Below are 22,315 nucleotides of genomic sequence, written 5' to 3' on the forward strand. Positions count from 1 at the left end.
CAGAAATGATGGCTCGCCGGGGGACACGATGCCAGCCGCGGCTTTTCCCAACCAGGTCGATCGGGAAAAGCCGCGGCCGCGTCACCGCACTGTTACGCCACTACGCCTTTCGGACGCGCACACGCACGGCCGAGCCGTCGCCGACGGTGCCCGCGGCCCCGTCCGGCACTGCCGCGAACTCCACCGCGTCCGTAAGAGTCTCGGCCCTCAAGTAAGCCTCGTACTCCCGCACGGCGGCCTCGACCTCGGGCGCGTCGGACGTATCGACTGTCAACACGATCCGGTCCGACACCTCAAGCCCGGCGTCCCGCCGCGCCTGCTGCACCAGCCGCACCAGGTCCCGGACCACGCCCTCGGCCGCCAGCTCCGGGGTGACCTCGGTGTCCAGCACGACCAGCCCGGAGCTGCCCGGCAGCTCGCCGGTGGCGCCCCGGTCGGTGGCCACCAGCCTGCGCTCGTACTCGCCGTCGAGCAGCTCGATGCCCGCCGCCACGATCGCGCCGGTCTCGGTGGTCGACCACTCGCCCGCCTTCACCGACCGGATCACCTTCTGCACATCCGGCCCCAGCCGCGGCCCGCACGCGCGCGCGTTGACCACCAGCTCGAAGTGCCCGTGCGCGGCCACATCGGTGGTCAGCTCGACCGCCTTGACGTTGACCTCGTCCCGGATCTGGTCGGCGAACGGCTCCAGCGCCGCCGCGTCCGCGGCCGCCACCAGCAGCCGCGCCAACGGCAACCGCACCCGCAGCTTGTTCGCCTTGCGCAGCGCCAACGCCGCCGAACACACCTGCCGCACCCGGTCCATACCGGCCACGAGCGCGTCGTCCGCGGGCAGGTCGTCCGCGGCGGGCCAGTCGGTCAGGTGCACCGAACGGCCGCCGGTCAGACCCCGCCACACCACCTCCGCGGTGAGCGGCAGCAGCGGCGCGGTCAACCGGGACACGATCTCCAGCACGGTGTGCAGGGTGTCGATCGCGTCGGTGTCGCCGGACCAGAACCGGTCGCGCGAACGCCGCACGTACCAGTTGGTCAGCACCTCCAGGTACTCGCGCACCGACTGACACGCCCCGGAGATGTCGTAGACGTCCAGCGCCGCGGTCACCGACTCCACCAACTGCCGGGTCTTCGCCAGCGCGTACCGGTCGAGCACGTGCGGCGAGTCCGTGCGCCAGGTGCCTTCCTTGCCCTCGGCGTTGGCGTAGAGGGCGAGGAAGTAGTACGAGTTCCACAGCGGCAGCACGGCCTGGCGCACCGCGTCCCGGATCCCGCGCTCGGTGACCACCAGGTCGCCGCCGCGCAGGATCGGGCTGGCCATCAGGAACCAGCGCATCGCGTCCGAGCCGTCCCGGTCGAACACCTCGTTGACGTCCGGGTAGTTCTTGCGCGACTTGGACATCTTCTGCCCGTCGTCGCCCAGCACGATTCCGTGCGCCACGCAGTTGGTGAACGCGGGCCGGTCGAACAACGCCGTCGCCAGCACGTGCATGGTGTAGAACCAGCCGCGGGTCTGGCCGTTGTACTCGACGATGAAGTCGCCCGGGTAGTGGTCCTCGAACCACTCGCGGTTCTCGAACGGGTAGTGCACCTGGGCGAACGACATCGCGCCCGACTCGAACCAGCAGTCCAGCACCTCCGGCACCCGGCGCATGGTGGACTTCCCGGTCGGGTCGTCCGGGTTGGGCCGGGTCAGCTCGTCGATCGCCGGGCGGTGCAGGTCGGCGGGCCGCGCGCCGAAGTCACGCGCCAACTCGTCCAGCGAGCCGTACACGTCCACCCGCGGGTGGTCGGGGTCGTCCGACACCCACACCGGGATCGGCGAGCCCCAGAACCGGTTGCGGGAGATGTTCCAGTCGCGGGCGTTCTCCAGCCACTTGCCGAACTGGCCGTCCTTGATGTGCGTGGGCACCCAGTTGATCTGCTTGTTCAGCTCGACCATCCGGTCCTTGAACTCCGTCACCGCCACGAACCACGACGACAGCGCGCGCTGGATCAGCGGGTTGTCGCAGCGCCAGCAGTGCGGGTACGGATGGTCGTAGGTCTCGTGCCGCAGCAGCAGACCGGCGTCCTTGAGATCGCGGATGATCTGCTTGTTGGCGTCGAAGACGTGCTCGCCCTGGTACGGCGGCACCTCCGCGGTGAACCGGCCGTGCGAGTCGACCGGGACGACGACCTCGATCCCGGCCGCGTCCGTGACGACCTTGTCCTCCTCACCGAAGGCGGGCGCGATGTGCACGACACCGGTGCCGTCCTCGGTGGTCACGTAGTCCGCGGGCAGGACCTGGTGGGCGTTCTCGCGGCCCGCGAAGAAGTCGAACGGCGGCAGGTACTTCGTGCCGACGAGGTCGGCTCCCTTGTACCGCCCGACAACCGGCACGTCCTCGCCGAGCTCCCGCGCGTACGCGGCGACCCGCGCCTCGGCCAGCAGGTAGCGCTGACCGCCCGACTCGACCACCACGTAGTCCACGTCCGGGTGCACCGCGGCGGCCAGGTTGGACGGCAGCGTCCACGGCGTCGTCGTCCACACCAGAGCGCGCACACCGTCGAGGTCCGTACCCGGCGCGGCGAGTCGCAACGCGACGGTCACCGCCGGGTCCTGCCGGTCCCGGTAGGTGTCGTCCATCTTGGTCTCGGTGTTGGACAGCGGCGTCTCGCACCGCCAGCAGTACCAGAGCACCCGGAAGCCCTCGTACACCAAACCCTTGTCGTACAAGGACTTGAAGGCCCACATCACCGACTCCATGTAGTCGATGTCGAGGGTCTTGTAGTCGTTGTCGAAGTCCACCCAGCGCGCCTGCCTGGTCACGTAGGCGCGCCACTGGTCGGTGTAGCGCAGCACCGAGGTGCGGCAGGCGTCGTTGAACTTCTCGATGCCGAAGGTCTCGATGTCGCTCTTGGACGAGAACCCGAGCTGCTTCTCCGCCTCCACCTCGGCGGGCAGGCCGTGCGTGTCCCAGCCGAACCGGCGCTCCACGTGCCTGCCGCGCATGGTCTGGTAGCGCGGCACCAGGTCCTTGACGTAGCCGGTGAGCAGGTGGCCGTAGTGCGGCAGGCCGTTGGCGAACGGCGGGCCGTCGTAGAAGACGAACTCGTTGGCGCCGTTGTCGCCCGCGGGCCGGGCCTCGACCGAGGCCGGGAAAGTGCGGTCGGCCGCCCAGTAGTCCAGGACGGCGGTCTCCAGCTCGGGGAAGCGCGGCTGGGCGGGCACGGTCGGCTCGCCGGCAAACGCCCTGGGGTATCCCATGGGTCGTACTCCTCGTACGGATCGGTCGGACCCACACGGGGACGACGCGCGCGGACCTCCGTGCCCTCGCGTGCCGCGGTACCACCCCGCTTGCCGCCGGGAGACCCCGGCGACCACTCGTTCGTCCGGCTGTCACGGGCCGGTCCCGTCCGGGTCTACTGGGGCTCGCGCCCGTTCTTCCGGAGGCTCCCCGGTGATGGCCGGATCGGTGCCTGTCAATCCAGTCTAGCCCCGGTCGGCAACCCGGTTCCCCGCCGCCCGGCTCGCCGCCACCCGGATGAGCAGGAACAGCACGACCGAGTTGAGCAGGTGCCACACGAAGTGCGTGCCCAGCGGGAAATCCCGGCAGTCCCACTGGTCGATCGTGCGGAAGGCCAGCGACACCCCGAACAGCACGGCGATCCCGAGGAACCACACCGCGTCCACCCGCTGCCCGCGCGCCACCAGCACCGCCGCGAGCACCACCATGGCGAGCAGCGCGGGCAGGTAGCTGCCGCCACCGAGCACCAGGTTCACCAGCACGGCGAACCCGATGAACAGCGGGATGCCCAGCCACGCCCACCGCCACGGCGCGCCCAGGAACAGCTTGGCGAACACGACGACGTAGGTGAGCATGAACGCCGCGATCGGGACGGTGTCGAACCAGACCGCCCACCGGGTGGCGACGGTGTGGAAGGTGAAGCTGCCCAGGCCGATCGCGACCAGCACGAGCACCAGCGCGGTCACGCAGGCGGGCGCGCCCCGGCGGCGCACCTCCCGCCAGGCGAACCAGGCCGCGACCAGGAACGCCAGGTTCGTCCACGCGTTGACCGGCTCGGACCAGAACTCCGGCCCGGTGCGCTCGCAGTAGCCGTCGACCGGCATGGTGTCACCCCTTCGTGGGTGCCTCGGCCGCTTCGGCGCCCTCGGCCACGGTCTCGTCTGCCCCGGCATCCCCGGTCCGCACAGCCTCCTCGGCCGCGGCCTCCATCGCCAGGGCCTCGGCGAAGGCGGCGGGCCCGAACGCGCGCCAGACCGCCGCGGCCAGCACCGCCATCGCGACCCCGGCCGCCCAGTACGGCACGGTGATCCCGAAACCCTCCGCGACGAAACCGCCGATCAGCGAGCCCACCGCGGTGCCGCCGCGGATCAGCAGCTGGTAGAAGCCGCCGACCCGGCCCTGCAACCGGTCCGGCACCGCGCGCTGCCGGGCGGACACCAGCACCACGCCGAGCACCGCGCCGTGCGCGCCGAACACCAACAGGGTCGCCCCCGCCACCCACGGACTGGTGGTCAGCGCCAGCGAGAAGTGCGTGGCCGTCTCGATCACCAGGCCGACCCGGATCAGCAGGCTGTCACCGAACCGGTCGCGCAGCCAGGGCGCGACCACCGAACCGAGCAGGGCGCCCACCGCCAACGCGGCGAACAGCAGGCCGAACCCGAAGTCGTCGAGCCCCAGCCGCTGCGCCGAGTACACGACCAGGACCGCGGTGGTGGCCGCCAGCAGGATGTTCATCAGGCACAGCGACACCGCCATGGTCCGCAGCAGCCGGTGCGACCACGCCCAGCGCATCCCCTCGACGATCTCCGCCCGGATCGAGGACCGCTCCGCCTTGGGCGTGGGCACGGACCGGTGCCGCATCCCGAACAGCAGGACCGCGCCCGCCACCATCAGCGCGGTGTTCACCCCGAACGGCAGCGCGACCGCGACCCCGAACAGCGCCGCGCCCAGCGGCGGGGCCACCATCAGGTTGCCCACGAACATGACGCCCATCAGCCACGAGTTGGCCGCGGGCAGGGCGGCCTTGGGCACGATCTCGGGCACCAGCGCGGAACCGGCGTTGTCCACCAGCGTCTCGGTGGTGCCGAGCAGGAAGAACAGCGCGTAGGCCAGGACCACGGTCAGCGACCCCGTCCAGGCGGCCAGCCCGAGCGCGCCGACCAGCACCGCGCGCAGCAGGTTGACCACGATCATCACCCGGCGCCGGTCCCAGCGATCCACCAGCGCGCCACTCACCAGGCCGAACAACAGCCACGGCACCTGCTCGACGAACGCGGCGCCCGCGATGGCGGCCGCGTTGTCGGTGAGGTGGGCCACGAGCAACGGGCCCGCGGCGAGCAACACGCCGTCGGAGAGGTTGGTGGTCGCCGCGGAACTCCACAGCCACCGGAAGTCCCGCCCCAGTCGGACCCGCTCACGGGACGGCGCGGAAGTGTCCGGCACGGACCCGACGGTGATCTGGGTACCGGCGGTGATGGGCGGGCGCTCGGCACCGCGGTCGGCGGCACCGGTCTCGGGCGTGTCAGGGGTCACCCAGCCAGGATGACCAACCGCTCCCCGTCGTGCCCGGCGATCACGGTGATGATCATCACGTGTTCTCCGAGCGCTGATCCCGAGCGCCCCGGCCCTCCCGGTGCCGGGCGGCCAGCACCGAGTCCGGGGTGCACACCGCGCACGGCGTGAACCCGAGTTCACGGGCCTCGGCGACCGGCAGCGTGATCGCGGGCCTGCCCGCCAGCCAGGCGCACCGGGTCAGGTGGTAGCGCGGCCGCTCGTCCAGCACCCGCACATCCACCCGCAGGTCCGACACGACCAGCAGGTCGGCGGCGTCGGTGGCCTCCTCGTCGGGCTCCCGCTCCGGGTCGCCCACGGCGGATGGCACACCCGCCTCCTCGGCGGGTGCGGCGGGCTCGACCTCGCTGGGCATGACCGGCGCGTGCTCGACCGGATCGATGCGCTCCAGGTCGGGCTGCGACCACGGCTCGTCGCCGAAGGCCGCGGCCGCGTCGGAGAGCCCGGGGCCTGCCGCGGTGTCCGCCTCGGCCGCGCGGCGCCTACGGCCACGCAGCCAGTCGGCCACCAGGATCCCGGCCGCCACCAGCGAGATGGCGACCGAGATCCACGCCCACAGCGTGTTGGCCGTGGTGAGCGCGGCGACCAGCAGCCCGAAGGCGCCGAGCACCAGCAGCAAGACGACGAATAACACCATGTGTCCGGCCGTGACGGCTCAGCCGCGCGACGACGGGCCCCGAGGGGCCCCCGTCCGGCGCGGCCGGGTCCGTCAGCCCGCCTCGGCCCGGGGGCCGAACGAGTAGCCGGTCTGCTGACCCGAGCGACCCTCGGTGGTCGGCGCCGCCGACCCCCGGTCGCCCAGCTCGCGCAGGCTCGACTCCAGGAACGTCTTGAGCCGGGTGCGGTACTCGCGCTCGAAGGTGCGCAGCTCGTCGATCTTCTTCTCCAGCGTGGTGCGCTCCGCCTGCACCGCGCCGATGATCTCGGTGTGCTGGCGCTGGGCGTCGCGCTCCAGCGTGGTGGCCTTCTCGCGGGCCTGTCGCTCCAGCGTGTCGGCCCGGGTGCGCGCCTCGTTCAGCATGGTCTCGGCGCGCGTGCGCGACTCGTTGACCATGGTGTCGGACTTCGCCCGCGCCTCGGAGAGCAGCTGCTCGGACTTGGTCCGGGCCTCCGCCAGCATGCCGTCGGCCTCGGCCTTGGCCTCGCCGGTCAGCCGGTCGGCCATCTCCTGGGCCAGGCCCAGCACCTTGGCCGCCTGCACGTGGTGGTCACCGCCGCTGCCGGGGCTGGTCTGCTCCAGCGAGCTGGGCGGCGGCACCGGCTGCAGTCGCCGGGGCTCCTCCACCTGCCGCACCGGCGCCACCGAGGCCCCCGCGGTGCGGGCGTCCTCCAGGTCGGCGCGGGTCGACTCCAGCTGCGCGTCGAGCTGCTCGACCTGCGCGCGCAGGTCGTTGTTCTCCTCGATCAGGCGGGACAGCTCCACCTCGACCAGGTCGAGGAACGCGTCCACCTCGTCCTCGTTGTAGCCCCGCTTGCCGATGGGAGGCTTGCTGAACGCGACGTTGTGCACGTCAGCGGGGGTCAACGACATCTGATCACCTCACGCACTCCAGGGCTGCGACACCCAGGTTCCCCGTCACCTGGGATACGCCAGTCGCATCAGAATGAATACGACCAACAGCAGCACCATAATCGATAGGTCCAGGCCCACGCCTCCGATCCGGATCGTCGGGATGAGCCGACGGACCAGACGTACCGGAGGATCGGTCACTGTGTAGATGGTCTCCAGCGTTACCGCAACCCCACCCGCCGGACGCCACTCTCTCGCGAACGTGCGGACGAGCTCCACCACGACCCGCGCGGTGAGCAGCAGCCAGAAGGCGAACAACACCCAATAGACGGCGAGCAGCAGTGGTTCCACGGGTCAACTCTGCCATCACTCAGCCACGGGTGACGAATCCACCCTCGGCCAGCCGCCGCTTGTCCTCGGCGGTCGGGTCGGCGTTGGGTGGTGAGATCAAGAACACCTTGTTGGTGACCTTGTCCATCGAGCCGCGCATGGCGAACGCGAGCCCGGCGGCGAAGTCGACCAGGCGCTTGGCGTCCGCGTCCGCCATCTCGGTCAGGTTCATGATCACCGGGCGGCCGTCGCGGTAGTGCTCCCCGATCGTGCGCGCCTCGATGTAGCTGCGCGGGTGCAACGTGATCACCCGACCGAGTGGATAACCCGCGGTGGCCGCGGGCTGCTCGACGCGGGCAGGCCTGGTCGCCGGGTCGCGGCGGGAGTCCATGGCCAGGGCGCCGTGCGTCGGCGAGTCCGCCGCGGCGGCCGACTGCTGCGCGCTCCAGGCGGGCCGGGGACGCGGGCGCTCGGCGGGCTCGTACACCTCGTCGAGCTCGTCGCGGTCCTCCCGGTAGCCGGGCCGTTGCCCGCCGAACCAGCGACGGCGGCCGCCCGGGTAGTCGTCGAACTCGTCCTCGGCGTACTCCGGGCGATGACCGTCCACCCGGTACCCTCTGCGGTCGTACTCGTCGACGTCGTAGTCGTCCAGCTCGTCGGCCGGGACCATGCCGAAGTAGGCCTTCAGCTTCTGCAGCGTGCTCATGGCGTTCCTCCGCGGCTCCCCGGGTGATGCGTGGTCGACGTGCAAGAGTGCGACTACCCGCTCCCACAGGGGGTCAACCCCGCGGGACATCGGCGATCCTGCCTGCCCACGGCCCATCCCGCTACGGGGAGGCTAACCCTCGTCCCCCCAACAGGGCGGTTCCGACACGCACGCACGTCGACCCGTACTCGATCGCTTCCTCAAGATCGTTACTCATGCCGCAGGACAGCTCCGCGGCCGAGGGATGCTCGGCGCGCAGTCGTACCGCCGCACTGGCAAGACGTTCGAAGGCCGCCCGGGGTTCCGCCCCGCGCGGCGCGACGGCCATGATCCCGCGGAGTCGAAGATCACTCGATCGAATTACCCGGTGGGCGAGGGCGGGCAGGCCGTCGAGCGGGCAGCCGCCGCGCGCCGGGTCGCCGTCGATGCTCGCCTGCAGCAGCACGTCCAGCGGGCCGTCCCGCTCCCCCGCCGCGCGGGCGGTGGCCGCGGCGCGGTCCAGCGCGTCCGCCAGCCGCTCGGAGTCCACCGACTGGACCTCGGCCGCCCAGCGGGCCACCGCGCGCGCCTTGTTGCGCTGCAGCCTGCCGACCATGTGCCAGCGGACGGCCGCGCCGGGCCGCAGGCGGGCCAGCTCGTCGGTCTTGGGGTCCGCCTCCTGCTCGCGGTTCTCGGCGAGGTCGAGCACGCCGAGGTCGACCAACGCGGCGGCGTCGGCGGCCGGGAAGGTCTTGGTGACCGCCAGCAGCCGCACCTCGGCGGGGTCGCGTCCGACGGCGGCGCAGGCGGCGGTGATCCGGTCCCGGACCTCGGCCAGGTTGGCCGCGATCTCGGCGGCCCGGTCGGCGGTCACGGCTCCACCCAGGTGACCGCGGCGAGCCTGCCGGTGGTGCCCTCGCGGCGGTGGCTGAACAGGGCGCGTTCCTCGTTGGTGCACCGCGGATCGATGCCGATGCGCGCGACCCCGGAGTCCGCCAGCTGCCGCCACAGCCCCGCGCGCAGGTCCAGCCCGGGTGTGCCCTTGCGGGTGCGGCAGGCACTGCCGGGCAGGTGGCGCTCCACATCGGTCTGCATGTCCGGCGGCACCTCGTAGCACTCTCCGCAGATGGACGGGCCCAACAGCACCTCGACCCGGCGCACGTCCGCGCCCGCCTCGGTCATGGCCGCCAGCGCGGCGGGCAGCACGCCCACCCGGGCACCGACGCGACCGGCGTGCACGGCGGCCACCACGCCCGCCTCCGGGTCGGCCAACAGCACCGGCACGCAGTCCGCGACCAGCACCACCAGCGCGAGCCCCGGCCGGGCGGTGACCACCGCGTCGGTGGCCTCCAGCTTCTCCGGCACCGGCCCGTCGACCACGGCCGCGGTGCGCCCGTGCACCTGCTCCATCCACACCAGACGGTCCGGCGCCAGGCCCAGCTCGGCGGCCAGCCGGGCGCGGTTGGCGGCGACCGCCGCCGCGTCGTCCCCGACGTGGTCGCCGAGGTTGAACGAGTCGTACGGGGCCGCCGACGCCCCGCCCTCACGTGTGGTGACCACCCGGCGAATCCGCACCCAAGCTCCCATCCGTGCGTCCAGAAATACCGTCAGCACCGGACAACCTAGCGCGCACACACGACGAACCCCGGCGCGCGGCGCCGGGGTTCGTCGGGGAAAGCCGGGACTACCGCCGCATGAAGGGCGGGACGTCCACCTCGTCGTCCGGGTCCTCGGTCACCGGCACCGCGCGGCCGACCTGCCCGGAGCGCACGCCGGGCAGCGACTGGCCCGCGGGCGGCACCGAGGAGCCGACCGGGCCGACCGAGCCGTACTCGTTCGCCGGGCGGTGGTACACGGGCTGCTGCTGCACCGGCTGCTGGTTCACCGGGACCTGCTGCTGCTCGACCTGGTGGTGCGTCTGGGCGTGCTGCTGCTGCGGCAGGCGCACCTGCTGCTGCTCGACGGGCGGCTGCTGGTAGGTCGGCTGCGGCTGCGCCACCTGCTGGTGAACCTGCTGCACCTGCTGCTGCGGCGGCTCGGGGGTCGCGGGCGGCGCGGTGCTCACCTGGCCCGCCTGGGCGGCCGCGGTGGTGTTCGCGCCGCGCGAGCCGAACGCGGTGGGGTCGAGCTTCTTGTGCGTGGGGCCGCCGCTGTCGAACCCGGCGGCGATCACGGTGACCCGCACCTCGTCGCCGAGCGAGTCGTCGATCACCGTGCCGAAGATGATGTTCGCCTCGGGGTGCGCGGCCTCCTGGACCAGCGAGGCCGACTCGTTGATCTCGAACAGGCCGAGGTCGGAGCCGCCCGCGATGGCCAGCAGCACGCCGTGCGCGCCGTCCATCGAGGCCTCCAGCAGCGGCGAGTTGATCGCCTTCTCGGCCGCGGTCACCGCGCGGCCCTCGCCGCGCGCCGAGCCGATGCCCATCAGCGCGCTGCCCGCGCCGGACATGACCGACTTGACGTCGGCGAAGTCGAGGTTGATCAGACCCGGGGTGGTGATCAGGTCGGTGATGCCCTGCACACCGGAGAGCAGCACCTCGTCGGCCGAGCGGAACGCGTCCATCAGGCTCACGCCGACGTCGCCGAGCTGCAGCAGCCGGTCGTTCGGGATGACGATGAGCGTGTCGCACTCGTTGCGCAGCTCGGTGATGCCGTCCTCGGCCTGCCGGGCCCGGCGCTTGCCCTCGAACGAGAACGGCCGGGTGACCACGCCGATGGTCAGCGCGCCCAGCTTGCGCGCGATCGAGGCCACCACCGGCGCGCCGCCGGTGCCGGTGCCGCCGCCCTCGCCTGCGGTCACGAAGACCATGTCGGCGCCCTTGAGCACCTCCTCGATCTCCTCGCGGTGGTCCTCGGCGGCCTTGTGTCCGACCTCCGGGTTGGCGCCCGCGCCGAGACCGCGGGTCAGCTCGCGGCCGATGTCCAGCTTGACGTCGGCGTCGGACATCAGCAGCGCCTGGGCGTCGGTGTTCACCGCGATGAACTCGACCCCCTTGAGGCCGACCTCGATCATGCGGTTGACGGCGTTCACGCCGCCGCCACCGATGCCGACGACCTTTATCACGGCGAGGTAGTTGTGCGGGGGCGTCATCGAAGCCGCCTTCCTTTTCGTGGACCTTGCGCGTACCGACCGGAAACCCTCGACCTCGACCAGAGCGTGAGAGTTATGTCAACCCCGGACCTGGCAAGGAAGGTAGGCATAGGACCGGCGCCGATCCAGCCGCCACGCCGTGCGGGCCGACGGTTGTTCGTCACCGACCGTGCCGGGCGCGCTCTCACTCGCCGGTGACCCCGTCCAGGAACTCGCGGATCACGTCCAGGTGACCGGCATGCCGCGCGGTCTCCTCGATCATATGGGTCAGCACCCAGCGCAGGGAGACCGGCACGCCGCGTTCGAGCCCGGTGTCCTCCAGCGTGAGCCGCGAGATGACCACGCGGCTGCGCGTGCACTGGTCGGCGTAGTCGGCGAGCAGCCGGTCAAGGCCGAGCTCGGCGGCGATCTCGAACTCGGCGTCCGGCCGGTCCGGGTCGAACGGCGCGGCGGCGGGCTGCCCGCCGATGACGTTCTCGAACCAGTACGACTCGACCCAGCGCAGGTGCGACAGCAGGCCCGCGACCGTCATCAGCGGCGAGGGCAGCACCGACCGGTGCGCGTCCGCTTCGGACAGGCCGGTGGACTTCAACGCGATGGTGCCGCGCTGGAAGTCGAGGAAGCCGAGCAGCACTTCCAGCTCGTTGCCGGTGCGGGGCGGATCCGCGCGGAGGTCGGGTGTATCGGATGGGGTCACCCGACCAGTGTGGAGTACCGGCAGCCGGGACGCCGGACCGGACCGTCCACTCCGGACGTTCGGGACCCGCGGCCGGTCAGGAGACCGTGGGGAAGTCCGGCGCGGCCACGTCGAAGGTCTTGCCCTTCTGGGTGAGCAGCGCGGCCAGCACGGCGGCCTTGCGCGGCGTGTCGGCCGCGTCACCCCATCTGACGGCGCGCGCGTCGGCGAGGGTGAACCGGATGTCGGCGGCTGTGCGGGCGGTGACCGCGGTGATCTGCCCGGCCAGCTGCCGCGGCACGGCCGCCAGCACCGACGTGGCCGCCTTCGCGGCGGGCTCGCCGCTCGCGTCCAGCACCGGCAGCCCCGGCGGGGCCGCCTGCACCACGCCGTAGTCGACCCCGGCCGCGTCCAGCAGGTGCGCCCCGTCCCGGCCCGGCACCACCGCCACCGGCGTGCGCTCGGTGATGGCGATCTCCAGCGTGCCCGGGAACGACCGGCGCACCTCGACCGTGCCGACCCTGGGCAGCTGCCGCACCCGGCCCGCGACCTCGTCGGTGTCCAGCCGCACCAGCGGGGTGCCCGGCTCGACCGCGGCGGCCGCGCGCACCTGGTCGGCGGTCAGCTCGCCGAGCCCGGAGACCTCGACCGCGCGGACCCCGAACACCGGGGTGAACCACAGCACACACACCACCGCGGTGACCGCGGCCATCGTGCCGAGCACCGCCCACCGGCGCACACCGAACCCGACCCGCGCGCGTGCACGCGCGGGTCGCTGCCGCGCGCGCGACGGCCGCCGTCGCGCGCGGGTGCCGGTCCGGCCGGGGGCGGCGCCGGTCACGCGGTCTCCCGCCGCTCCAGCGCGGCGAGCACCTCCGGCCCGAGCATGGTCACGTCGCCCGCGCCCATGGTGAGCACCAGGTCGCCCGCCGCGGCCAGCCCGGCCACCAGCGCGGGCACCTTGTCGAAGCCCGGCTCGTAGTGCACCCGCTCGGCGGGCAGCGCCACCGCGTCCGCCACCAGCGCGCCGCTGACCCCGGGCAGGGGCTCCTCGCGGGCGCCGAACACATCCAGCACCACGACCTCGTCGGCCAGGCCGAGCGCGGTGCCGAACTCGGTGGCGAAGGTGGCGGTGCGCGAGTACATGTGCGGCTGGAACACCACCAGCACCCGGCCGCCCTGGGCCGCCGGGCGCACCGCGCGCAGCTGCGCGTCGACCTCGGTGGGGTGGTGGGCGTAGTCGTCGTAGACGCGCACGCCCGCGGCGGTGCCCTTGAACTCGAACCGCCTGCGCACGCCGCCGAACGCGGCGATGCCCTCGCCCAGCCCGGCCAGCGGCGCGCCCAGCTCCAGTCCGGCGAGCAGGGCGGCGAGCGCGTTGCCCGCCATGTGCTCGCCGGGCACCGCGACGCCCAGCTCGAACTCCTGCCCGGCCAGCACGACGGTGGCCAGCCCGCCGCCGTCGACCGGCCGGTAGCCCAGCAGCGTGGCGTCGCCCGCGCCGGTGGCCAGGCGGCCGTAGCGGCGCACCCGGACACCCCTGGCGGCCGCGCGCTCGGCCAGCGCGGCCGCGCCCGGGTCGTCGGCGCAGGCGACCAGCGCGCCGCCCGGCTCGATCCGGTCCAGGAACGCGTCGAACACCGACACGTAGGCCTCGACCGTGCCGTGGTGGTCGAGGTGGTCGGCCTCCACGTTGGTCACCACCGCCACCGCGGGCGAGAACGCCAGGAACGAGCCGTCGCTCTCGTCGGCCTCGGCGACGAACACCCCGCCGGTGCCGTGGTGGGCGTTGGCGCCGGACTCGTTGAGGTCGCCGCCGATGGCGAACGACGGGTCGAGCCTGCAGTGCTGCAGCGCCACGGTCAGCATCGACGTGGTGGAGGTCTTGCCGTGCGTGCCCGCGATGCAGGCCACCCGGTGTCCGGCCATCAGCTCGGCCAGCGCCTGCGAGCGGTGCAGCACGGGCAGGCCGCGGCGGCGCGCCTCGACCAGCTCCGGGTTGCTCTCCTTGATCGCGGTGGACACCACGACCGCGGTCGGCCCGCCCGGCAGCAGGTCCAGGTTCGCCGCCGACTGGCCCACCGCGACGCGCGCGCCCTGGGCCCGCAGCGTCAGGAACGCGCGGGCCTCCTTGGCGTCGGAGCCGGACACCGTGTTGCCGCGGGCGAGCAGGATGCGGGCGATGCCGCTCATGCCTGCGCCGCCGATGCCGACCAGGTGCGCGCGCTCCAGCGGGCCGGTCAGCGCGGCGCCGGTCACCGGCGGCCCTTGGCGGCGGCGGTCAGCACCATCCGCGCGAGCACGTCCGCGGCCTCCCGGTGGCCCGCGCCGCGCGCCGCGACGCTCATGTCCACCAGCCGCCGGTGCTCGGTCAGCATCGGCACGACCAGCTCGACGACCTTCGCCGGGGTCAGGTCCGCGTCGTCGACCAGTATCGCGCCGCCGTTGGCGACCACCGGGCGAGCGTTGAGCGCCTGTTCGCCGTTGCCGTAGGGCAGCGGGACATAGACCGCGGGCAGGCCCACCGCGGAGACCTCCGCGACGGTCATCGCCCCGCTGCGGCACAGTGCCGCGTCGGCCGCGGCGTACGCGAGATCCATCCGCTCCAGGTACGGGACGGTGGCGTACCGGGGCGCGCCCGGCACCTCCTGGACCGCGAGCGTGTTCTTGGGGCCGTGCGCGTGCAGCACGCCGATCCCGGCCTCGGCCAGCTCCCGCGCCGCGCCGGAGACCGCCGAGTTGATCGAGCGCGCGCCCTGCGAGCCGCCGAACACCAGCAGCGTCGGCGCGTGCGGGTCCAGGCCGAAGAACTCCCGCGCGCGGGCCCGCAGCGACGCCCGGTCCAGGTTGATGATGGACTCGCGCAGCGGCATGCCGATGATCTCCGCGTCGGTCAGGCCGGAGTCGCCCACGGCCGCCGCGACCCGCTCGGCGAACCGGGCGCCGACCTTGTTGGCCAGCCCCGCCTTCGCGTTCGCCTCGTGCACCACGATCGGCACCCGGCCGCGCGCGGCCAGGTAGGCGGGCAGCGCCACGTAGCCGCCGAAGCCGACCACCACGTCCGCCTGCACCCGGTCGAGCACCTCGCGGGTGGTCTTGATCGCCGCGCGCACCTTGAGCGGCAGCTTGAGCAGGTCGACGTTCGGCTTCCGGGGCATGGGGACCGGCGGGATCATCTCCAGCGGGTAGCCCCGCGCGGGCACGATCGTCTTCTCCAGGCCGCGCTCGGTCCCCAGCGCGACCACCCGGGCGTCCGGTCGCAGCCGTCGGACCGCGTCGGCCAGTGCCAGCGCGGGCTCGATGTGCCCGGCCGTACCACCCCCCGCGATCACCACGCACAGTCCTGCGCGGGTCGGCCGACTCCCACCGGTGGGACCTACGGTCAACGACGTCCTCCTTTGGCGTTCCGCGGATTCCCGCGGCTTGTCTTCTGCCTGGCCTGGGGCGCACCACCCACTCGGCCATAGCCCTGGCGCTGTTGCGCGGGCTGTGCCGCCCGACGCGGCGGCACCGCCCGCCGGTCCGCCCCGCGCGGGGGCGCCGACGGCCGCGCGGGCTTGCGCTTCTTCGGCGGCTTGTACGGGTCCGGCGCGGGCAGCCGCATCAGCTTGCCGAACCGCCCCGGGCCCTGTGAACGCAGGGCCGAGACGGCCTCCGGCTCGTGCCGGGCGCAGTTGGCCAGGATGCCGAACACCATCATGGTCACCACCACCGAGGTGCCCCCGGAGGAGATCAGCGGCAACGTGATGCCGGTCACCGGCAGCAGGCCCACCACGTAGCTGATGTTGATCGCGGCCTGGGCGACCAGCCACACCGTCAGGGTGGCCGCCACCATCCGGATCCACGGGTCGATGTTGCGGGTGGCGATCCGCATGCCGACGATCGCCAGCATCGCGAACAGGCCGAGCACCAGCAGGCAGCCGAGGAAGCCCAGCTCGTCGCCGATCACCGCGAAGATGAAGTCGTTGTGCGCGTTGGGCAGGAAGTTCCACTTCGACGGGCCCTGGCCGAGGCCGCGGCCGAACAGGCCGCCGTCGGCGAGCGCCAGCTTGGCCTGCTCGGCCTGGTAGCCGTGGTTGGTCGGGTCGTCCTCGGGGTTGAGGAAGCTGAGCACCCGATCCAGCCGGTAGGTGGTGCCGATGGCCAGCAGGAACACCCCGCCAAGGCCGCCCATCGCGAGCGCGCCGAACAGCCGCAGCGGCGCCCCAGCGAACCACAGCAGGGCGATCAGGACCACGCCCAGGGTCACCGTGCCGCCCAGGTCGGGCTGCAGCATCACCAGCGCGAACATCAGCAGCGCGGCGGGCAGCACGGGCACCAGCAGGTGCCGGTAGCGGTGCAGCACCGCCCGTTTGAGCACCAGCACGTGCGCGCCCCACAGCGCCAGTGCCAGCTTGCACACCTCGACCGGCTGGAAGGAGAACGGGCCGAACTTGAACCAGCTCTGCGTGCCGTTGATCGTCTTGCCCAGCGGCGTCAGCACCGCCACCAGCGCCAGCAGGCCGAGCACCATCGCGGTCGGGCTGGCGCCGCGGATGCGCGCCAGCGGCATCCGCAGCATCACCCAGAAGGCGATGACGCCGATCAGCACGTACAGCAGGTGCTTCTTGAAGATCGTGTAGAGGCCGGAGCCCGGGGTGTTCAGCGAGGCCACCGAGGACGCGGACAGCACCATGACCATGCCCAGCACGGTCAGCAGGCCGAACACCGCGAGCACCAGGTGGAAGGACGCCAGCGGCCTGCCCAGCCAGGCGGTCAGCGCGGTGCGGAAGGAGCCGAGCCTGCCCGCCACCCGGCCCGCCCGCCGCGGTCGGCCCGCGACGTCCTGGGCGGCCATCACCGCCCCCCGGTGGCGCCGCCGACCCCCTGGCCGCTCGGGTGTTCCGGCTCCGGCCCGGTCGGCCTGGCGAGCCCGGTCGGCTTGGCGAGCAGCCCGGTGACGGCGGCCGCGAAGGCGTCGCCGCGGTGGGCGTAGCTCCGGTACATGTCCAGTGAGGCGGCGGCGGGCGCGAGCAGCACGACGTCACCCGGACGTGCCATGGCGCCCGCCGCGCGGACCGCTGCGATCATGGGCTCATCGTCTCCCGGGGTCACCCGGGTGATGGGGACATCCGGGGCGTGTCGCGCCAGGGAGGCGGCGAACACGTCGGCGTCCACGCCGAGCAGCACGACCCCGCGCAGCCGCCCGCGCACCTCGTCGACCAGCTCGTCCACCCGGGCGCCCTTGAGCTGCCCGCCCGCGATCCAGACGACCGACTCGAACGCGCGCAGCGAGCCCGCGGCGGCGTGCGGGTTGGTGGCCTTGGAGTCGTTGACGTAGTGCACGCCGTCGACCTCCCCGACCGGGACAGTGCGGTGCGCGCCGGGCTGGAATGTCCGCAGTCCCTCGCGGACCGCGTCCGCGGACACCCCGTACGCGCGGGCGAGCGCGGCGGCGGCGAGCGCGTTGGAGACGTTGTGCGGTCCCGCCGGACGCACGTCCGCGAGCACCGCGAGTTCCTCGGCCGCGGTGGTGGGGTCGGCGACGAACGCGCGGTCCACCAACAGGTCCTCCACGAGCCCGAGTTCCCCCGGTCGCGGCACGCCCAGCCCGAAACCGACCTTGCGGCTCCCGGGGGCGGCGAACTCGTGTGCCAGCCGGGTCGACCACTCGTCGTCCACGTTGTGCACGACCGTGCGCGCCCCGATGTGCACGCGGCCCTTCGCGCGGCCGTACTCGTCCATGGAGCCGTGCCAGTCCAGGTGGTCCTCTGCGAGGTTGAGGATCGCGGCGGCGTCCGCGCGCAGTGAGGACTGCCAGTGCAGTTGGAAGCTGGACAGTTCCACGGCCAGCACGCGGTGCCCGGCGCGGATCGCGTCCACCACCGGCAGTCCCACGTTGCCGCACGCGACCGCGTCCAGTCCGGCGGCGCGCAGGATCGACTCCAGCATGCAGACCGTGGTCGTCTTGCCGTTGGTGCCGGTCACCACCAGCCAGGCGGGCGGTTCCGGCAGCCGCTCGGCCATCCGCCAGGCCAGTTCGATCTCGCCGATGACCTCGACGCCCGCGGCCGCCGCGGCCACCAGCAGCGGACTGGTCGGCCGCCAGCCGGGACTGGTGACCACGAGGTCCGTGCCCGCCTGCGGCTCGGCGAGACCGGGGACCAGCGCGGCCCCGGTGCCCGCCAGCTCGGCCAGCCGACCGGCGTCCGCGTCGGTCACCGTGACCTCGGCGCCCGACGCGACCAGCGCGGCCGCGACCGAGCGGCCGGTCACCCCGGCGCCCGCGACCAGCACCCGCCTACCGGCGAGCCATGGTTCGGCGCCCGCGGTCACCGGCCTCCGCCCGCGCCCAGCCAGTCCGCGTAGAACAGGCCGAGGCCGAACATCGCGCACACGCCCGCCAGCAGCCAGAACCGGATGATCACCGTGGTCTCCGCCCACCCGGCGAGCTCGAAGTGGTGGTGGAACGGCGCCATCCGGAACAGTCGTCGCCTGGTCGTGCGGAAGATGACGATCTGCAGCACCACCGACACCATCTCGACCGCGAACAGACCGCTGATCACGATCATCAGCAGCTCGGTGCGGGTGGCCATGGACAGGCCCGCCACCAGGCCGCCCAGCGCCAGCGAGCCGGTGTCGCCCATGAAGATCTTGGCCGGGGCCGCGTTCCACCACAGGAAGCCGATGCAGGCGCCCATCGCGGCCGCCGCCACCACCGCCAGGTCCAGCGGGTCGCGCACGTCGAAGCAGGCGGCCTCGGTGGCCCGCGAGCAGTCGTGGCTGAACTGCCAGAACCCGATCACCACGTAGGTGCCCAGCACCATCGCCGATGACCCGCCCGCCAGGCCGTCCAGGCCGTCGGTGAAGTTCACCGCGTTCGACCAGGTGGACACGGCCAGGTAGCAGAACACGATGAAGCCGATGCCGCCGAAGGACACCACCGCGATGTCCCGCACGAACGACAGGTTGTCCGAGGCCGGGGTCAGCTGCCGCTCGTCCGGGAAGCGCAGCGCCAGGATGGCGAACACGATCGCCACCACCAGCTGGCCGACCAGCTTGGCGGTCTTGTTCAGGCCCAGGTTCCGCTGCTTGCGGATCTTGATGAAGTCGTCCAGGAAGCCGACCAGGCCCAGCCCGGTGGCCAGCATCAGCACCAGCAGGCCGGAGGCGGTCGGCGAGTCGCCGCGCGCGGACATGGCGTTGACGATGTGCGAGGTGCCGTACCCGGCCCACATCGCGATGATGATCGCCACCCCGCCCATGGTGGGCGTGCCGCGCTTGCTCTTGTGCCCGGCCGGGCCCTCCTCGCGGATCTCCTGGCCGAAGCCCTGCCGGGAGAACACCCGGATCAGGTACGGGGTCAGCAGGATCGAGATGACCATGGCGATCGCCGCGGCGATCAGGATGCTCTTCACCGGGCGTCCTCCGCCAGCAGCTGCTCGACGACCCGCCACAGGGCGAACGCCTTCGACGCCTTGACCAGCACGACATCACCGGGAGCCAGCTCGGCGCGCAACAGCGCGACGGCGGCCTCGACGTCCGGCACCAGCACCGACTCCTCTCCCCACGAGCCCTCCAGGCTCGCCCCCTGGTGGATGGGCCGGGCGTCCGCGCCCACCGCGACCAGGCGGTTGATGTCCAGTCGAACGGCGAGCCTGCCGATCTCGTCGTGCTCGCGCACCGAGTCCGGGCCCAGCTCGGCCATCACCCCGAGGACGGCCCAGGACCGGCCTCGGTTGCCTGCCCTGGCCATCGTCGCCAAGGTCTTGAGGGCGGCCCGCACGGAGTCGGGGTTGGCGTTGTACGAGTCGTTGACGAACGTGACACCGTCGGCGCGGGTGGTGACCTCCATCCGGCGCTCGGAGACCCGCCGCGCGGCCGACAGCCGCTCGGCGACCTCCTGCGGCGTCGCGCCCAGCTCCAGCGCGATCGCGGCGGCGGTGAGGGCGTTACCGACGTGGTGCGCGCCGTGCAGGCCGAGGGACACCTGCGCCTCACCCTGCGGGGTCAGCAGCCGGAAGCTCGGGCGGGCCTGGTCGTCGAGGGTGATGTCGACCGCGCGCACGTGCGCGGCCGCGGCCTCGCCGACCAGCACGACCCTGGCCTTGGTGCGCTCGGCCATCGCGGCGACCAACGGGTCGTCTGCGTTGAGCACGGCCACGCCGTCCTCGGGCAGCTGCTCGACCAGCTCGCCCTTGGTCTGGGCGATGTCCGCCATGGTGCCGAACTCGCCCAGGTGCGCGGAGCCGACGTTGAGCACGGCGCCGATACGCGGGGGCGCGGTCTCGCACAGCGCGGCGATGTGGCCGGGACCGCGCGCGGACAGCTCCAGCACCAGGTGCCGGGTGTGCTCGTCGGCGCGCAGGACCGTCCACGGGTGGCCCAGCTCGTTGTTGAACGAGCCGGGCGGCGCGACGGTCTCGCCCATCGGCGCCAGGACCTGGGCGATCAGGTCCTTGGTGGAGGTCTTGCCGGAGGAGCCGGTGACGCCGACGACCGTCATGCCGCGCTCGGCGAGCCGGGCGGCCACCAGCCTGGCCAGCGCGGCGAGCGCGGCCAGCACCGCGGCGCCGGAGCCGTCCTTGTCGGCGGCCAGCGCGAACGCGCGGGTGTGTGCCTCGGTCACCAGCGGGACGATCACGGCCGGGGCGTCGACCTCGCGCGCGGCCAGCACGGCCGCGGCCCCCGCCGCGACGGCGCGGGCGGCGAACTCGTGGCCGTCGACCTTGCCGCCGGGCAGGGCGACGAACAGGCCACCCGCGGTCACCTGCCGGGAGTCGAACTCGACGGTGCCGGTGACCACCGTGTCCGGGTCCGCCCGGTGCAGCGTGCCGCCGACCGCGTCGGCGATCTCCCGCAGGGTCAGCGTGATCATGGCGTCACCCGGCCGAATCGGGCACGGATGGCCGCGGCGAGTTCCTCACGGTCCGAGAAGGGATGCACCACTCCCGCGATCTCCTGTCCGGTCTCGTGTCCCTTGCCCGCGATCACGACCGCGTCGCCGGGACGGGCTCGGGCGACCGCTTCGGCGATCGCCCGCCTGCGGTCGCCGATGTCGACGACCTCGCCGCGCTCGCCCTCGGGCACCTCGCGGGCCCCGGCGAGCATGGCGGCGCGGATCGCTGCCGGGTCCTCCCCGCGCGGGTTGTCGTCGGTGACCACCAGCAGGTCGCTGCGCCGGGCCGCCGCCTCGCCCATCAGCGGGCGCTTGGCCGCGTCCCGGTCACCGCCGCAGCCCAGCACCGCGAGCACCCGGCCCTCGGTACGCGAGCGGATCGCGTCCAGCGCGACCGCGACCGCCTCCGGCTTGTGCGAGTAGTCCACGACCGCGGTGAAGTCCTGGCCCAGGGCCACCCGCTCCATCCGGCCGGGCACCCGCACCTCGGCCAGGCCGCGGGTGATGGCCTCGATCGGGATGCCCGCGGTGTCCAGCACGGCGGCCGCGACCAGCGCGTTGGCGATGTTGAACGGGCCGGGCATGGGCAGCGTGGCGGGCACCCGGCGGCCGCCCGGCGTGTGCAGCACGAACGACTGCTCGCCGGTGCGCGACACCCGGATGTCGGACGCGGTCCAGTCGGCGTCGCCCGCGGTCGCCACGGTGACCGTGCGCGGGTGCACCAGTCTGCGGCCCCAGTCCTGGTCGACGCAGACCACCTCGGCGCTGGAGCGGCCGTCGAACAGCAGCGCCTTCGCCCGGAAGTAGTCCTCCATGTCCGGGTGGAAGTCCAGGTGGTCCTGCGACAGGTTGGTGAACGCGCCCACCGCGAACCGGGTGCCCGCGACCCGGCCCAGGCTCAGCGCGTGGCTGGAGACCTCCATCGGCACGTGCGTGACACCGCGCTCCAGCATCACCGCGAACAACGCCTGCAGGTCCGGGGCCTCCGGCGTGGTGAACGCGCTGGCCAGCCGCTCGCCCGCGATCCGCGTCTCCACCGTGCCGACCAGGCCGGTGACCAGGTCGGCGGCGGCCAGCCCGGCGGCGATCATGTAGGTGGTGGTGGTCTTGCCGGACGTGCCGGTCACGCCGAGCACGTTGAGCGCCAGCGACGGCTCGCCGTAGATCCAGGCGGCAACCGGACCCAGCGCGGCGCGCGGGTCGGGGTGCACGAGCACCGGCACGCCCGCGTCCCGCACGGCGGGCCTGCGGGCGCCCTCGTCGTCGGTCAGCACGGCGGTCGCGCCCGCGGCCACGGCGGCGGCGGCGAAGTCGGCACCGTGCGCGCGGGCACCGGGCAGCGCGGCGAACAGGTCGCCGGGGCGCACGTGCTGCGCGCGCAGCGTCGCGCCCGTGACGGCCACATCGGACGCGGGCGCGCGGTCATCCCCGTCGGCGAGGCGGGCATCCGCGCGCGCGAGCAGGGTGGCGAGCGGGACAGGCTGGATGCGGGTGGGGCGAGGCGGCGCCGTGACAGCCTTGCCTTCGAGCTTGGCGGGCACGGGGCGGAAGGCTACCTGCGCACGGAGGGCG

19 protein-coding genes are annotated in these 22,315 nt (G+C 73.1%); all 19 read right to left on the reverse strand.

The features are described 5' to 3' along the window. Window positions 1-100: 100 nt before the first annotated feature. Window positions 101-3,241: an isoleucine--tRNA ligase gene (ileS, locus tag C503_RS0122815; protein WP_018684546.1), complete on the reverse strand. Its 3,141-nt coding sequence runs from the start codon at window positions 3,239-3,241 to the stop codon at window positions 101-103. 225 nt (window positions 3,242-3,466) lie between these two features. After that, on the reverse strand, window positions 3,467-4,105 hold the full coding sequence (locus C503_RS0122820) for a ceramidase domain-containing protein (RefSeq protein WP_018684547.1): 639 nt from the start codon (window positions 4,103-4,105) through the stop codon (window positions 3,467-3,469). A gap of 4 nt (window positions 4,106-4,109) precedes the next feature. After that, window positions 4,110-5,534: an MFS transporter gene (locus tag C503_RS40445; protein ID WP_018684548.1), complete on the reverse strand. Its 1,425-nt coding sequence runs from the start codon at window positions 5,532-5,534 to the stop codon at window positions 4,110-4,112. 55 nt (window positions 5,535-5,589) lie between these two features. Next, window positions 5,590-6,210 (reverse strand): hypothetical protein, encoded by a 621-nt coding sequence (locus tag C503_RS0122830; protein ID WP_018684549.1) that lies wholly within the window; start codon window positions 6,208-6,210, stop codon window positions 5,590-5,592. Between the two features lie 72 nt (window positions 6,211-6,282). Then, complete coding sequence (gene wag31, locus C503_RS0122835) at window positions 6,283-7,104, reverse strand: DivIVA-like cell division protein Wag31 (RefSeq protein ID WP_018684550.1); 822 nt, start codon at window positions 7,102-7,104, stop codon at window positions 6,283-6,285. A gap of 45 nt (window positions 7,105-7,149) precedes the next feature. Further along, window positions 7,150-7,425 carry a YggT family protein gene (locus C503_RS0122840; RefSeq protein WP_026316595.1) on the reverse strand — a complete coding sequence of 92 codons (276 nt, stop codon included), beginning with the start codon at window positions 7,423-7,425 and terminating at the stop codon, window positions 7,150-7,152. A gap of 28 nt (window positions 7,426-7,453) precedes the next feature. After that, on the reverse strand, window positions 7,454-8,119 hold the full coding sequence (locus C503_RS0122845) for a cell division protein SepF (protein ID WP_018684552.1): 666 nt from the start codon (window positions 8,117-8,119) through the stop codon (window positions 7,454-7,456). A gap of 121 nt (window positions 8,120-8,240) precedes the next feature. After that, window positions 8,241-8,972 (reverse strand): YggS family pyridoxal phosphate-dependent enzyme, encoded by a 732-nt coding sequence (locus C503_RS0122850; RefSeq protein WP_018684553.1) that lies wholly within the window; start codon window positions 8,970-8,972, stop codon window positions 8,241-8,243. Next, a complete protein-coding gene (gene pgeF / locus C503_RS0122855; protein WP_026316596.1) occupies window positions 8,969-9,673 on the reverse strand; it encodes a peptidoglycan editing factor PgeF in 705 nt (234 codons plus the stop codon). The genes C503_RS0122850 and pgeF overlap by 4 nt, the downstream gene beginning before the upstream one ends. A 109-nt stretch (window positions 9,674-9,782) precedes the next feature. Then, window positions 9,783-11,189: a cell division protein FtsZ gene (gene ftsZ, locus C503_RS0122860; RefSeq protein ID WP_018684555.1), complete on the reverse strand. Its 1,407-nt coding sequence runs from the start codon at window positions 11,187-11,189 to the stop codon at window positions 9,783-9,785. 184 nt (window positions 11,190-11,373) lie between these two features. Continuing rightward, window positions 11,374-11,886 carry a DinB family protein gene (locus C503_RS0122865; protein ID WP_018684556.1) on the reverse strand — a complete coding sequence of 171 codons (513 nt, stop codon included), beginning with the start codon at window positions 11,884-11,886 and terminating at the stop codon, window positions 11,374-11,376. Between the two features lie 76 nt (window positions 11,887-11,962). Beyond that, window positions 11,963-12,706: a cell division protein FtsQ/DivIB gene (locus C503_RS0122870; RefSeq protein WP_018684557.1), complete on the reverse strand. Its 744-nt coding sequence runs from the start codon at window positions 12,704-12,706 to the stop codon at window positions 11,963-11,965. Beyond that, window positions 12,703-14,124 carry a UDP-N-acetylmuramate--L-alanine ligase gene (gene murC / locus C503_RS47380; protein WP_018684558.1) on the reverse strand — a complete coding sequence of 474 codons (1,422 nt, stop codon included), beginning with the start codon at window positions 14,122-14,124 and terminating at the stop codon, window positions 12,703-12,705. Before murC ends, C503_RS0122870 begins: the two co-directional genes overlap by 4 nt. Beyond that, complete coding sequence (gene murG, locus C503_RS47385; protein WP_033400936.1) at window positions 14,121-15,251, reverse strand: undecaprenyldiphospho-muramoylpentapeptide beta-N-acetylglucosaminyltransferase; 1,131 nt, start codon at window positions 15,249-15,251, stop codon at window positions 14,121-14,123. The genes murC and murG overlap by 4 nt, the downstream gene beginning before the upstream one ends. Next, window positions 15,248-16,702 (reverse strand): putative lipid II flippase FtsW, encoded by a 1,455-nt coding sequence (gene ftsW, locus C503_RS0122885; protein ID WP_033400937.1) that lies wholly within the window; start codon window positions 16,700-16,702, stop codon window positions 15,248-15,250. The genes murG and ftsW overlap by 4 nt, the downstream gene beginning before the upstream one ends. Beyond that, window positions 16,702-18,180 carry a UDP-N-acetylmuramoyl-L-alanine--D-glutamate ligase gene (gene murD / locus C503_RS0122890; protein WP_018684561.1) on the reverse strand — a complete coding sequence of 493 codons (1,479 nt, stop codon included), beginning with the start codon at window positions 18,178-18,180 and terminating at the stop codon, window positions 16,702-16,704. The genes ftsW and murD overlap by 1 nt, the downstream gene beginning before the upstream one ends. Continuing rightward, window positions 18,177-19,262 carry a phospho-N-acetylmuramoyl-pentapeptide-transferase gene (gene mraY, locus C503_RS0122895; protein ID WP_018684562.1) on the reverse strand — a complete coding sequence of 362 codons (1,086 nt, stop codon included), beginning with the start codon at window positions 19,260-19,262 and terminating at the stop codon, window positions 18,177-18,179. Before mraY ends, murD begins: the two co-directional genes overlap by 4 nt. Continuing rightward, entirely contained in the window at window positions 19,259-20,722 is a 1,464-nt protein-coding gene (locus C503_RS0122900; RefSeq protein ID WP_018684563.1) for a UDP-N-acetylmuramoyl-tripeptide--D-alanyl-D-alanine ligase, read from the reverse strand. Before C503_RS0122900 ends, mraY begins: the two co-directional genes overlap by 4 nt. After that, the gene (locus C503_RS0122905) at window positions 20,719-22,284 is read right to left on the reverse strand and encodes a UDP-N-acetylmuramoyl-L-alanyl-D-glutamate--2,6-diaminopimelate ligase (protein ID WP_026316597.1); all 1,566 of its coding nucleotides are present in this window, start codon (window positions 22,282-22,284) and stop codon (window positions 20,719-20,721) included. Before C503_RS0122905 ends, C503_RS0122900 begins: the two co-directional genes overlap by 4 nt. Window positions 22,285-22,315: the final 31 nt, after the last annotated feature.

Origin of the sequence: Actinokineospora enzanensis DSM 44649 (assembly GCF_000374445.1) — a bacterium.
In the GTDB taxonomy this organism is placed as follows: Bacteria; Actinomycetota; Actinomycetes; order Mycobacteriales; family Pseudonocardiaceae; genus Actinokineospora; species Actinokineospora enzanensis.